This is a genomic window from Deltaproteobacteria bacterium CG11_big_fil_rev_8_21_14_0_20_42_23, from assembly GCA_002796345.1.
Taxonomy (GTDB): Bacteria; UBA10199; UBA10199; order 2-02-FULL-44-16; family 2-02-FULL-44-16; genus 1-14-0-20-42-23.
This window is the reverse complement of the sequence record PCXC01000052.1, coordinates 1-12,554: the sequence shown is the minus strand read 5'-3', so window position 1 is coordinate 12,554 and position 12,554 is coordinate 1. Positions and strand designations below refer to the sequence as shown.

Annotated in this window: 14 protein-coding genes; 1 reads left to right on the top strand and 13 read right to left on the bottom strand. The window is 44.2% G+C overall.

What is annotated here, in order from left to right:
- Positions 1-92: 92 nt before the first annotated feature.
- From COV43_06500 to pdhA, 13 genes are all read right to left on the bottom strand, one after another.
- On the bottom strand, positions 93-1,325 hold the full coding sequence (locus tag COV43_06500) for a hypothetical protein (GenBank protein ID PIR25208.1): 1,233 nt from the start codon (positions 1,323-1,325) through the stop codon (positions 93-95).
- 77 nt (positions 1,326-1,402) lie between these two features.
- Positions 1,403-2,293, bottom strand: a complete 891-nt coding sequence (locus tag COV43_06495) for a hypothetical protein (GenBank protein ID PIR25207.1) — start codon at positions 2,291-2,293, stop codon at positions 1,403-1,405.
- Positions 2,294-2,421: 128 nt separating this feature from the next.
- The gene (locus tag COV43_06490) at positions 2,422-2,958 is read right to left on the bottom strand and encodes a hypothetical protein (protein ID PIR25206.1); all 537 of its coding nucleotides are present in this window, start codon (positions 2,956-2,958) and stop codon (positions 2,422-2,424) included.
- Between the two features lie 172 nt (positions 2,959-3,130).
- Positions 3,131-3,595 (bottom strand): hypothetical protein, encoded by a 465-nt coding sequence (locus COV43_06485; protein ID PIR25205.1) that lies wholly within the window; start codon positions 3,593-3,595, stop codon positions 3,131-3,133.
- The gene (locus tag COV43_06480; GenBank protein PIR25204.1) at positions 3,595-4,179 is read right to left on the bottom strand and encodes a hypothetical protein; all 585 of its coding nucleotides are present in this window, start codon (positions 4,177-4,179) and stop codon (positions 3,595-3,597) included. Before COV43_06480 ends, COV43_06485 begins: the two co-directional genes overlap by 1 nt.
- Complete coding sequence (locus COV43_06475; protein ID PIR25203.1) at positions 4,179-4,808, bottom strand: hypothetical protein; 630 nt, start codon at positions 4,806-4,808, stop codon at positions 4,179-4,181. The genes COV43_06480 and COV43_06475 overlap by 1 nt, the downstream gene beginning before the upstream one ends.
- A 375-nt stretch (positions 4,809-5,183) precedes the next feature.
- The gene (locus tag COV43_06470; protein ID PIR25202.1) at positions 5,184-5,813 is read right to left on the bottom strand and encodes a hypothetical protein; all 630 of its coding nucleotides are present in this window, start codon (positions 5,811-5,813) and stop codon (positions 5,184-5,186) included.
- A 161-nt stretch (positions 5,814-5,974) separates the two neighbouring features.
- Positions 5,975-6,631: a hypothetical protein gene (locus COV43_06465; protein PIR25201.1), complete on the bottom strand. Its 657-nt coding sequence runs from the start codon at positions 6,629-6,631 to the stop codon at positions 5,975-5,977.
- 86 nt (positions 6,632-6,717) lie between these two features.
- On the bottom strand, positions 6,718-7,434 hold the full coding sequence (locus COV43_06460; protein PIR25200.1) for a hypothetical protein: 717 nt from the start codon (positions 7,432-7,434) through the stop codon (positions 6,718-6,720).
- Positions 7,435-7,591: 157 nt separating this feature from the next.
- On the bottom strand, positions 7,592-7,828 hold the full coding sequence (locus tag COV43_06455) for a hypothetical protein (protein PIR25199.1): 237 nt from the start codon (positions 7,826-7,828) through the stop codon (positions 7,592-7,594).
- A gap of 4 nt (positions 7,829-7,832) precedes the next feature.
- Complete coding sequence (locus COV43_06450; protein PIR25198.1) at positions 7,833-8,066, bottom strand: hypothetical protein; 234 nt, start codon at positions 8,064-8,066, stop codon at positions 7,833-7,835.
- Positions 8,067-8,151: 85 nt separating this feature from the next.
- Positions 8,152-9,129 carry an alpha-ketoacid dehydrogenase subunit beta gene (locus COV43_06445; protein PIR25197.1) on the bottom strand — a complete coding sequence of 326 codons (978 nt, stop codon included), beginning with the start codon at positions 9,127-9,129 and terminating at the stop codon, positions 8,152-8,154.
- Between the two features lie 103 nt (positions 9,130-9,232).
- Complete coding sequence (pdhA, locus tag COV43_06440; GenBank protein PIR25196.1) at positions 9,233-10,306, bottom strand: pyruvate dehydrogenase (acetyl-transferring) E1 component subunit alpha; 1,074 nt, start codon at positions 10,304-10,306, stop codon at positions 9,233-9,235.
- Between pdhA and COV43_06435 the strand changes: the two genes are divergently transcribed.
- Positions 10,262-12,385: a bifunctional tRNA (5-methylaminomethyl-2-thiouridine)(34)-methyltransferase MnmD/FAD-dependent 5-carboxymethylaminomethyl-2-thiouridine(34) oxidoreductase MnmC gene (locus COV43_06435; GenBank protein PIR25195.1), complete on the top strand. Its 2,124-nt coding sequence runs from the start codon at positions 10,262-10,264 to the stop codon at positions 12,383-12,385. The genes pdhA and COV43_06435 overlap by 45 nt on opposite strands.
- Positions 12,386-12,554: the final 169 nt, after the last annotated feature.

The window sequence follows — 12,554 nt, the reverse complement described above, 5'->3', positions numbered from 1 at the left end:
TTAAACTCTGTACTGAACTTCTGTTGTCTTCCCATATTGCCCTCCAGTGAGAGCCTTACCTCTTTCAAACTGTCCGTCAAATCGGGGTCGGATCACACACCTTGATCGGTGTAGCGAATGATCTCATCAAAGAGCCGCTCTCCATCACTGTTAAGCGCGAGGTATCGTGTGCTTACTCCGCCTGCTTCCATAAGGTGAAGAATGAGCTGCATTACTTCATCCTCAGATCTAAAAGTCATGCCATGCTCTAGCATCTGATCAATCTGATTCAAAATTTCTATCATTACCGTAGCTCGCAGTTCTCCAAAGCTTGCCCCATTGTTCGGATTTTGCCCAAATGATATTCCGGGAAGATCGTTTCCCTGTGCATCCAAAACTTGCGCCGCAAACAGCGGAATACCTGGCGAAAATATATCGCGATGTTGATGTGAAAAAGCTTGCACCGCTCGTAGCACTGCCATTTGGTCAGCGGCTTTAAAGTAAAGCACGGCTGGATCTCGTCGATGCATTTTCTCTGGCGACTCCGCAATTTTGAATTTAATCTCTACACCTTCATCTTTAAGAGATTGCTGAAGCGCAGAAAGAAGATCCATTCGGTGCCACACTGCATCCATATCTGTCACTTGGTCAGCATCCAAGTTAAAATAAATGCGACCCAATTGTTCTGAAGGAACTTCCTCTTCCATTGGCTTCGAAAAAATCCAAGAGCCGTTCCAAAATTCATTTTTGTTCCTTTGCATTAACTTGTCTACCATCGTGCGCATTAATTGTAATCTTCCTCCATCATCTAAAGAGGGGTAAGCCTTTTTTACATAATCAACATTCACCGCATAAGCTTTGTTCTTGAAACGATCATATGCATCCCAAACTTCATCTTTTGCAAGCCAAGTTCTATCCCGGCGCAATGCTTCTCGTGCCAACTTTCGGTCTTCTTCCGAAACAGCAGCCGCTTCCCCACGCAACGAGGCAAGTCCGCATAAACGAAAATATGGTTCAAAAGCACTGCGCATATACGGTGCTATGGTATAACGTTTTGGCAGAGTTGATGAAATTGTGTCACCCGCTTCCGGAGCTCTCTCCATTCCCGCCGGTGGAACAGGTGGAACGGGGTCAGTAGCTGGGATAACTAACGTTTGATAAGGATCTGGATCTCTGTGAATTGGAGGAGGATTATCTAACACATCAATCCCCCATACACGCCTCTTCGGATCAGAGACCTTAGGTCTAACATCTTCACCTTCATTTCCTGGTAACACATCATCTCTCCACGTATCTGCAAAAACGTAACTCTTCTCTATCGGTGATCTCATCATCACCACCGACATCAGTTGTCACAATCACAGACTCTCTTGGTCTCCAGGAAATAAATTCTGCACTCACCGTTGATTTTGGAGGGATGCCTTTAATTGACTGCACCAGTCAATTCGTATCCACCATTTGTGGTCGACAGAAATCTAAGATAAAAATCATGACCGTTATAGGAGTAGTTATAAAGTTCTCCTAAACGCATTGCTTCCTCATCTTCTCCCTTGTGAACATACACTTCCAACGTATCTTGACTGGCATCTTGAGATTCATACAGCGCCGTTGGTCGTGTGACCAGGATACTCACACTGAATCCTTCCCCAAAAGAAATCAGCTGCGAGCTATCAAGCGCATTGGTTTCTACACCAGTGGCACGATCAGCTGGAAAAAATGTGAAGGGAATTCGATCTGTGAGGTGACTTTTGTCATTGTTGAGGGCATCCAAAATCAATGTTGCGGCTCGCTTCGTATCTGAACCTTCTTGAGCTTTTTCGGCTAATACTTTCACATATGGCGCTGCTAGCTTCAGTTTTTTATCCCAAATAATGCCTAACTTTTCGTGGTGGGGCAAAAAATCACTTCTTCGAAAAAGGGCGAGGAGGAGTTCTGCATCCCCATTGTCTTGTAAGGATTTCGCAAGGTCAGTAAAAGCCGGGCCATAGTCTTTTATTTTTCCTTTGCCTCGATAATCAGAAAGTGAAAAAAGCGATTCGAGTTCTCGACTCACCCTTTTTTCAGCACGTCTGGCTTGCCACGCATCAAACCTTCCCAAAAAACTCATCCCCAACATCATCGGTCCGCCAAAATACGGCGCAACAGGTGGCCTTGCCGAAGCGGGAGTGAAGTGTGAGGCTGAAGATGCAGCAGAGGGAAGAGCTGAAAAAGCCGAAGAACCCGCAGAAACAAGGCTATTTCCTGCACTTGCAGCAGAATTTTGGCCTAAAGGTGAAGAAAATAGAGAAAAACTCGGTAAACTTGGTCGAAACATGAAAAAACCTCATTGATTCATACCACCCCTCACTTCTATTATCGGCACAAATCACAAAAGGTTGCTTCATTAATTTCACCAGAAAGTGCCAGGCACTTTTTGGTAAGCTGCCTAAAAATTGGGCAGGTTTAAGGAAAAACTCTGCCAGTAGCCCTTACCACAACTTCGGAAACGCTGAGTCCCATATTCTTTAAGTCAGACATTTTATATGCCATGCGGAAGGCTCCAGCTGTAAGGCCAAGGTAAACATCTTCTTCATGGAGCACCACCTGACCCATTCCATCATTCTCAGAAAATTGTTCACACAGTTGAAATATAACATTCTCAACGGAAACGACATCAAACTTCCCCAATAAAAAAAGTGCCATGCTTCTTAGATCTGTTGCCTCACATTTTTTTGCTGAGCTGGCAGCAAAAAAACGTTCCCCCTCGGCTTGCAAACGAGCAGGCATGCCTTGAGCCTGAAAGCAAATATCAACTCCAGATACTCCATAAACACGGCACAGTTGTATTGTTGGTGTTTTATCTACAGCTCCAGCAATTGAAACCAAATCTCTGGAAAGTGAAACTGTTGAATTACTGGCATTAACACCTGGAGGAACTTCCCCTGTTAGGCTACTGGCAACAAAGGTGCTAATGCAAGGTGCTGGGGTTACAAGTCTCATATTTTATTTCCTTGTTTAGTGAACACTTATTTTCTCGCAATTTTTTCAAAAAAGTTGCTTAAAAAGGGATAATTTTTATTTTTTTGGAAATAAATACGTTTTTATCCAATCCTGAAAAGACTGAAAAAACACTAAGGTTTTGAGTTTTTATGACGAAAAACAGGGGAAATCTCTAAAAATTGAGGATTATCGGGAAAGGAACTACGATTTCGGGCAATTCTGAAAAATCAATGCCCAGTTCACTTAGCATGTCTTCGGTGAAGGCAAAACGGACAAGGTTTTGTCCTAACAACTCAATAAACACATTATTTAAGGCGCTTACCGCTTGACCTGCTCCTTCAAACGTTTTCCCCACAATGCGTGCGATGAGGTCTTCTTCGTCAGATTCTGCACCAACGGCACGAAGCAAACCTGTCTGCAAAGCATCCACAGCATTTTCCGCTTCAAAAGCTATCACCACAGCTGCAGTGCCAAAATAACTGCATCGGCTTAAAGCAGGATTGCTCAAACCTCCAACTTGGGCTGCGTGTAAATAACGAGAAGCAGTTTGAACTGTTTGCACCGCTGGCAAGCTAGACACTGGCGTTCCCGCCATGGCATTTGTAATGAAAGTTGAAAGAGATATTCGTGTGAGCATTAAGAGTTTCTCCCTGCTACAATCTTTTTCTTTCCTTCTCTTAAAGTGAAAGTGACAGCACCCTCAGTGGAAAAGGCTGACAAGGGTGCGTCGTTTAGAGCATCTAATGCTCGAGCTTCGGCTGTAAAGCCCATTACGGTTAAAGCAGCGGTCGTAAAAGCAATGCCTAAGGATCTTTTTTCATCGTATCTTAGATATATTCCAGCACCCGCATCTACAACACCACTTGGGCTTCTCAGCAATGCTCTATAAAGCATACCTCTATCGCGCTGTGCCGTTTGCACCACATTTTCAAAATGGGACCATCGCCCTGGAGAAGAAGGTGAAAAAAAGACTTCGATTCCCCGTGAAGATTCATCAAACCGGCAGTTTCTGAACTGAGGGTCTCTCAAGCCTGCTATTCTTGTAAAACGCAAAACCGCTGCAGGAAAAACACGGGCTGGAGCAAGTGCTGGGTAATGCGTTCTTGCAACTGCCTGAGTAAATTGAGCAAAAGAACTAAATTTAGGAGTTTTAATTGATAAAGCAGAAACTCCCTCACCTGATGTGACCATTCTAGGTGCAGGGTGAACAAGAATACGCATTATGATTTTCCTTCTCTGTTTCCTGAAGCAAAGGTTTCAGCATCAGGTTCTGTCGCCTTAAGTTGTCGAAACACAGGATTACCCGCAGGAATTGCTACACGAGATTGGCAGCCACTGCTCGCTTCACCCATGATTTGAATTGGTAACACTCCAGGCAAGGCCGTTTGCAAGCCCATCGCCTGCAAAGCAGCTTCAGTAAAAACAAGGCTAAGCACATCATCCACAAACGAAAGGTGGATGCCATGGCCAGCATTGAGTGCTTCATAGCTAGCTTCAGCAAAAAGCAATCGAAGCAGACAGGCGGCATCTTGAGATGACGCTTTTGTAATTCTCCCCAAACTTGCCCGAGAAGTTGGAGAAACGGTAAAACTCGCACCTAGAGCTGGTATATGTGTATCACCAACCGCAAAATAGCGACAAATCGGATTTCCAATCCCAGCTCTGCTCATAGTGCGAAAAAAATCAGTTGCAAAAGCACGGTGAACACCAGGGTTTACTCCGCTAAGTTCATGCCCAGCCATTGAAGCGGATACAAACTCTGGCAATGTAGAAACTCTGGCCGAGCTGAAAACAGCAGGCGCATTTCTTATCCCAGCAATTCCAACAGGAGGAGTAAAAGCTCTCGTCATCTTTTCTTCCCTTCTTCCGGAAAATGAAGCCCAAAGCCACTCGTAGCTTCAAGCCGGATAATAAAACGCTGCCCTGCTAAAGGATATAAACCTGAAGGTCAAGCGGAATTCCGGGAATTGATTTGAATTGGGAAAAAAGAAACTTTCCTTTGCTTCGCTCCATATTTCCCGCTCAAGCGCCGCGGGAAATATGTCCAACATTTCGGCCTTCATCATTTTTTAAGGCTGTCAAAGAGATGAGGGCCTCAAAAGTGCGCTCCCGCAAAGGAAAGTTCCTTTTTCCAGAAGTGAAAATCAGTACCGCTGCATGGAGGGTAAAAAAAAAGGCAAGCCGTTGAGGCCTGCCTCTTTTGGGGAAATGCGTAGAATATTCATTTAGTCGAAAAATGCTCTTTTAGAAAAATCTGGGGTGTCTGGTTTGCCCCATATTGTTTCTGTTGGAAAAGCTTGAACCTCAACAGGATCCATATTGCCCATGCCTGTTCCAACTGTTTCATACTCAACTGGAACTGGAGCAGTTTCCATAATAGCTTTAAGCACTTCGTTATCAATGGCAATCCGCAAGCTTGTAGAAGTTAGTGCTATAAAGATATCATCTAGTGTTCCTGCAGCAAGCATAGCGCCTTTTTGAATTTCATCAGCGAGTCTATCTGCCAGAATCTCTATTGGCTTTTTTGGGAGTGGGTTCAATGCAAAGCGAAGAGCTGCATCAACATCTCCTGCAGCTGTTGCTACAGCCACAGCTTTGTTATAAACAGCAATCCTTACACCAGCAGCAAAATATGTATGAGCCTTTTGGGAGCGTTCAAAACGAACTTCAGATGCTGGATCTCCAAAAAGAGTAACTGGACGAAAAGTTGGTGCGTCAAATTCAACTTTATTAACACCATGCAGTAAAAGGGATGATGTTTGTATAGCGGGAGCAGTATCACTTGGGTGCATTTTCCCGAGCAATATAACAGAAGTTTGAAAAGGTGCTAATGGTGCTCTAGGTGCAATAATCATAAAAACTCTCCTTGTTTATAGTTTCTGTTTCACAATCCTTATCGCAGCTTCTTCAAAAAAGTTGCGTAAAAAGTTTTTTCCTTGAAAAACAAAACTCCACTTTCAGCAATAAACATTGTAAACAATTGAAATCTAATGCTTTTTCAACTCAAAAACCTTGTTCAATTCCACACACCTGTTCTTTCTGATGAGAAGCTAGTTAATACCACTGAAGATTGCCACTGGTCGCGCCGTGCTTCCGCTGCAGCAAGTGGTCTGTTTGGAAAATAAGGGGGGCTTCTTGCCGTTTCACCTGCAAGTGGTTCGATACCAACACTTCTTAATGCTGCATCAGCGCATGCAATGCGAAGTATTCCGTTTTTTCTTGATTCAAAGAACACTCCATTCGCCTGCCCCACCGCATGTAACGCGCCCACTTCAAAACTTCGAGCAACGTCAATAACTCTGTAGAATTCTGGTAACGAAAATTCACGAAGCATATGTGCAAAGGTTTCGCTGGTTCCCGGTGTCAAGTCTATCATTCGGATTCTCTTTGAAATTACATTTCCTACTCCATTCTTAAACTGCCGAGCGGTAATGCCTTTAAACACTGCTTCCGAAGCAGGCAGCCTTTCCCCCGTCCTACTATCAAGCAAGCGACATTTCCTAAACATAGGCCCTTTCGCGGTAACACCATCCGCTACCATTGGTGCTCTGGAAAAAAAGGCCAGGGATCGAGCTGCCGAATGTCCCTCTGTATTTATCTGCGAAAACTGCGCACCAAGGCTTGAAACTTGAACAAAATGTGCAAAAGGAACTGCAGGCAAAGCGACTGTCATACTCTCTCCTCTGGTTAAAGCGATGAAAGATGAACTGCTCGGCAAGCAGCTTCACCTCTAAACAAAAGAGATTGCAAGGCGAAAAATTATTTCATCAAATTTTTCGGTTCAGCGAGCGAAGCTATGATGGCATTGAGGAAGCGGCCGGCGTCGGCTCCGTCTATGAGGCGGTGGTCGAAGGAAAGGAAGAGTGGCAAACGCTTGCCGATGACGATTTGGCCATTTTTCACCATGGCTTCATCGGTGATTTTGCCCAAGCCCAAAATAGCCGCTTGAGGATAGTTCATGATGGGCGTTGAAAAGGCGCCGCCAACTGCGCCCACGTTTGAAATGGTAAAGGTGCCGCCGCGCATTTCTTCCAGCTTAATCGTGCGGCTGCGCGCGCGTTCGGCAATGGAACTTAGCGACTGACCAAGTTCTTCAAGCGAAAGCTTATCGGCATGCTGAATCACCGGCACCATCAGCCCGCGCTCGGTATCCACGGCAATGCCCACATTGAAATAACGTTTGAAAAGAATGCTGCCATTTTCTTCGTCGAGTTCTGAATTAATAATTTTATGCTGCTCTTCTGAAAGTGCATTCGTAACTGCCTTGATGATGAAAGGCATATAGCTGATAGCTTTGCCGCTTGCCTTCATTTCTGCACGAAGTGTTGCCACTTCAGTGACATCGGCAAAATCAAAGTGCGTTACCATGGCCACAGCAGTGGTGGTCATCTTCAAGCGCTTCGCAATGCTTTTGCGAATGCCAATGAAAGGAGTTTTTTCTACTGCACCAAATTCGTCTTTTGTTATTTCTGACATATCTTCCTCTTTTTAACTTTTGTTGCTTCAGACAATTCTTCTCGATTCAAGTTTCCCCTCCTAGCGGGAGGGGAGTAAGGGGAGGAAGAAAAGTTCCATGTTGAAAAGCTGTCACCCTCACCTTAATCCTCTCCCTTAGGGAGAGGAGATAAAAAAACTATCCCAAATCCTCTTCGCGAATGATGCCGCCGGGGCCTGTGCCTTTTATTTTTTCGAGATCAATATTGCGTTCGCGCGCCAGCTTTCGCACGCGGGGCAAGGCCAAGAGGCCAGAGCCAAATTCTGGAGCTCGCGAAAGTGTTGGCTTTTTGAAAGCAGAAAAGCTCTTTTCTGCAAAGAGCTCATCACTCACACTTCCTACCACGGTAGGTCCGCTGTTTTTTTTCTCTGCCAAAGGATTATTCCTCGATGCTTACAATCACCTGACCAACTTTAATTTCGGTATTTTCTTGGGCATGAAGTTTTGCAATTTTTCCCGCTTTTGGGGAAGGAATTTCAACTACAGCTTTGTCGGTTTCCACTTCAGCCAAAACTTGGTCTTCTTTTACGGTGTCGCCTTCTTTCACGCACCATTTTACCAACACGCCTTCGCTAATGCCTTCGCCAACATCTGGGAATTTAAACTCAAACATAACTTCTCCTTATTTTTATGATTTTTGTATAGGCGGCAGTACTTAGCGACTTGCGGCCCAAACGTCAACTGAATGAAAAACAAGCCTATTCGCTCAGGATTTGCTGAATAGCGTGCACAATGCGCTCTTCACTGGGGATGTACAAATCTTCACCCTTTGGCAGCGGCATGGTAATGTCGTAGCCGGTAACCCGCTTGGGAGCTGCTTTTAAGGAGTAGATGGCTTTTTCGCAGACCAAAGAACAAATTTCGGCACCAAGACCACAATTTCGTGGTGCTTCGTGCACTACCAGCAAACGCCCTGTTTTCGCCACTGACGTAAGAATAGCTTCTTCATCAAAAGGCGCCAAAGTTCGAAGGTCGATCACTTCAACTGAAACATTTTGTTCTGCAAGTTCTGCTGCAACTCGCTCTGAAAGATGGCGCATGTAGCCCCAAGTAACAATGGTGAGATCTGTTCCTTTGCACACCACGTCTGCTTTTCCCAGTGGGATGGTGTAGTAGTTTTCTGCTACTTCACCTTTCACAGCGCGGTAAATGCGCTTGTGCTCCAAAAACAAAACGGTGTCCGGATCTTCAATGGAGGCCAGCAACAACCCCTTCATGTCATGAGGCGTTGACGGCATCACCACTTTCAAGCCAGGTGTGTGCGTGAAGTAGGCTTCGCTGCTTTCGGAGTGATGCTCTGGCGCGTGAATGCCACCACCGCATGGCATGCGAACCACCATGGGCACGGTGAAGCGGCCGCGGGTTCTGTTTCGAAGTCTCGCAGCGTGGCCCAAGATTTGATTCATCGCCGGCAACACAAAACCCATGAATTGAATTTCAGGAATTGGCTTCATGCCATTCATGGCCAAACCAATGGAAGCACCGATGATACCTGCTTCTGCTAGCGGTGTGTCCATAACACGATCTTCGCCGAAGGTTTTTTGCAAGCCTTGCGTTGCGCGAAACACTCCGCCCAACTTGCCCACATCTTCGCCCAAAAGCACAATATTTTTTTCACGTTCCATCGCCAAGTGAAGCGCTTCATTCACAGCTTGGATATTTGTTCGTATCGGCATAAATACCTTTCAAATTATTTTCTCCCCTCTTAGATTAAGAGGGGCTGGGGGAGTTACGGTTTTTGAGTGTAGAAACAATAACCCCACCTAACCTCCCCTTAATCTAAGGGGAGGAATGAAATTGTTTTAAATCTTCCAACTGCTCTGCAAGCCTTGGTGTCATCTGTTCAAACGTGTGGCCAAAAATTTCTTCTGGTGTTTGACCTGGGCATGCTTCCAATGCTTTTACTGTCTTCTCTACTTCTTGTGTAGCAAGGCTTTGCAGGTTTTCTTCATCTGCTGCTGTCCATATTTTTTCGCGCTCGAGATATGTTTTCAATCTTTTCACGCCATCTTTTTCCATCCACTTTTCTTTTTCACATTGATCTTGATAAATTTTTGCATCGTCAGCTGTGGTGTGATCGCACAAACGATAGGTGAGTGCTTCAAGTAACACCGGGCCATTTCCAGCACGCGCATGATGAAGCGCTTGCGTTGTGGCTTCATGCATTGCAAGCGCGTCCATGCCATCCACTTGAACGCCCGCATATCCATAGCCATAAGCCTTTTCCGCGATGGTCTTTGAAGCGGTTTGATTTTTTCGAGAAACCGAAATGGCAAACTGATTATTTGAAACAAGAAATACAATGGGAAGTTGATAGACGCCAGCAAAGTTGAAAGCCTCGTGCACTTCACCTTCGCTGGTTGCTCCATCACCACAACATGCAATCACCGAAAGTTTTTCACCTTTTAATTTTGCAGCCCAAGCAATGCCAACGGCGTGCAAAAGTTGCGAGCCCACCGGAACCGCAATGGGAGCCACTTTCACGTCATCAGGAAATTTTGCGCCAATTTCATTTCCTTGCCAAAAAAGCCAAGCATTTGAAAAAGGCACGCCGCGTTTATACATCATTCCAATTTCACGATAACTTGGCACAAGCCAATCTTCTTTTTTCATCGCAGTGGCAGCCCCAATTTGAATGGCTTCCGCACCTTTAAGCTGCGGAAAAGTTCCAAGCCGTCCTTGGCGTTGCAAGAGAAAAGCTTTGTCATCAAGTGCACGCGCTACACACATATCGGAATATAAGGTTTTAAGTTGATCTGTTGAAAGCGGACATTTTTTCGTCAAAAGCTGAGCGGTTTCAGAAAGAATTTGAAACACCTTTCCTTCGCGCGGATCATAATCAAAGATATTCATAGCTCCCCTTTTACTTTTGCAAGCATGCAAGCTGTGTTCGCGCTCACAATTTTCGGGACAAAAGCCGATTTTCAAGGCTTTGTCAATGAAACGAGAACGCTTGCTTTTCTTCTGTATTACATTCTAGACACAGCTGTCATGAAACTGGAACAGGCTCAAATACACATCGACGCTCAAGGAAACGTCATTTCAAAAACATTTGATGATGTCTACTTTTCGCGTGCTGGTGCCAAAGAAGAATTTGAATATGTCTTTTGGAACGGAAACCAGCTTTCAGAGCGGCTTTCAGAGGCGCAACATTTTTCCATTGCCGAAACAGGTTTTGGAACTGGGCTTAATTTTCTTTATACTTGGGATAAGTGGGAAAAAATTGCGCCACAAGATGCGAGACTTCATTTTATTTCCACAGAACAATTCCCACTTTCGCCAAGCGATCACCAACAGCTTTTATCATTTCATCCCGAACTAGCAGAAAAAGGCAAAGAGCTGCAGGCACACCTTCCGCTTGCGTGCGAAGGATTCCACAAACTTTCTTTTGCAGACGGGAAAGTTACACTCACCCTTCTTTACGGCGATGCTGCAAAAAATTTAGAGCAAGTTTCCACAAAAATTGATGCATGGTTTCTAGACGGGTTTGCGCCGAAAAAAAATCCTGAAATGTGGAGTGAAAAGATTTTTTCAGAAATGAAGCGTTTGAGTAAAAAAGGAACAACCTTTTCAAGCTTCACCGCTGCAAGCCTTGTGCAAAAAGCGTTAGAAGCCAACGGGTTTAAAACAGAAAAAAAGCGAGGCTTCGGAAAAAAACGCGAAATGATTTTCGGACATTTTTGTACAGACGAAACAAAAGCAAAGACGTGGTATTTTTCTCCACGGTTTCAAGCAAGCGCAAAAGAAAAAACCGTTTCCATTATTGGAGCCGGCATCTCTGGATGCATTACTGCACATGCTTTTGCGAAGCGTGGTTGGAAAGTTCACCTCTTTGATGAAAAAACTGAAGCAAATCTTTTTCCAGAAAAACATCATGCTGGAGTTTTATTTCCCAACCTTTCAAGAACACTAAACTTACACAGTCAGTTTTATCTAACTTCTTATCTTTTTGCATTGAGACAGCTTGAAGACATACAGCAAACATATAGTTTTGAGTATCATTCCTGCGGAATGTTATACCTTGCCTCGAAAGCAAAAGATAAAAATATTTTTTTTGAACTTTCAGAAAAAATACCGAAAGATTTTTTTCACTTTGTTTCTTCACGTGAAGCAAGTGAAATTGCGGGCATTCAGCTAAAGCATGATGCGCTTTACTTTCCGCAGGGCTCTTGGCTTTTCCCAAAAGACTTGTGCAAAGCAATTCTCACAAATCCCAACATTACACTTCATCCACAAAGTGGGATTCAAAACATCAAAAAGGAAAATAAATTTTGGAAAGTATCTACAAAAAATGATGAATACCTTTCAAGCTGTGAGGTAATCACTAATGCGTATGAAGCCAAACAGTTTGAACAAACCCAATGGATACCACTTCAAAAAATTAGGGGGCAAGTGAGTTTTTTGCACAATGAAAAAGCACTTTCTCAGCTTAAAACAATTTTGTGCTACCGCGGCTATCTTGTTCCATGCTCTGCAAACCTGCATATGGTGGGCGCTAGCTTCGAACCCGAAAAAACAAATGAAGCTCTTGAACACCATTCACACCTTCACAACTTAGCTTTGCTCAAAGAGCATTTATCAAATATCGACATAGTCAAACATGAAAATACACTTGATGGCAGCGTAGGTTTTCGATCTGTTGCTCCCGACAGAATGCCAATTATTGGCCCCGCTCCAAATGAAAAAATGTTTCAAGAATATTTTCAATCTCTAAAACTTAAATACACTCCTCCGGAAGAACTTTTTCATCACGGACTTTATGTAAACATTGCTCATGCTTCGCGTGGCTTGCTTTCAAGTTTTATGGGCGCAGAAACAATTGCATCGCTTGTTTGCGACGAACCATCTCCTCTGCCACAAAAGTTAACAGAGTGCATTCATCCCATTCGTTTTTTACTTCGAAAAGCCATGGGAAGAAAAACGGTGTTTTAGTTTATCGCAATGCTGGTGGGATATCTAAAAAGAAGCGATAGTTTTGACGTGAAAGTTCAAGAGGTGTGTTTCTATTTAGTCCCCCCTGAAAAACCCTCCATGAGCACATCGAAGTGAGTAATGAGAGTGGTTTACGGTTTGGTGTTGTTGAAAAAAGGGCGTTTGAAAT

Bases quoted from the DNA above. Each gene is read 5' to 3' on its own strand.
- COV43_06490 (PIR25206.1), bottom strand. From the start codon at position 2,958: ATGAGACTTGTAACCCCAGCACCTTGCATTAGCACCTTTGTTGCCAGT.
- pdhA (PIR25196.1), bottom strand. From the start codon at position 10,306: ATGAATATCTTTGATTATGATCCGCGCGAAGGAAAGGTGTTTCAAATT.
- COV43_06465 (PIR25201.1), bottom strand. From the start codon at position 6,631: ATGACAGTCGCTTTGCCTGCAGTTCCTTTTGCACATTTTGTTCAAGTT.
- COV43_06460 (PIR25200.1), bottom strand. From the start codon at position 7,434: ATGTCAGAAATAACAAAAGACGAATTTGGTGCAGTAGAAAAAACTCCT.
- COV43_06475 (PIR25203.1), bottom strand. From the start codon at position 4,808: ATGACGAGAGCTTTTACTCCTCCTGTTGGAATTGCTGGGATAAGAAAT.
- COV43_06470 (PIR25202.1), bottom strand. From the start codon at position 5,813: ATGATTATTGCACCTAGAGCACCATTAGCACCTTTTCAAACTTCTGTT.
- COV43_06450 (PIR25198.1), bottom strand. From the start codon at position 8,066: ATGTTTGAGTTTAAATTCCCAGATGTTGGCGAAGGCATTAGCGAAGGC.
- COV43_06480 (PIR25204.1), bottom strand. From the start codon at position 4,179: ATGCGTATTCTTGTTCACCCTGCACCTAGAATGGTCACATCAGGTGAG.
- COV43_06485 (PIR25205.1), bottom strand. From the start codon at position 3,595: ATGCTCACACGAATATCTCTTTCAACTTTCATTACAAATGCCATGGCG.
- COV43_06445 (PIR25197.1), bottom strand. From the start codon at position 9,129: ATGCCGATACGAACAAATATCCAAGCTGTGAATGAAGCGCTTCACTTG.
- COV43_06495 (PIR25207.1), bottom strand. From the start codon at position 2,293: ATGTTTCGACCAAGTTTACCGAGTTTTTCTCTATTTTCTTCACCTTTA.
- COV43_06500 (PIR25208.1), bottom strand. From the start codon at position 1,325: ATGTCGGTGGTGATGATGAGATCACCGATAGAGAAGAGTTACGTTTTT.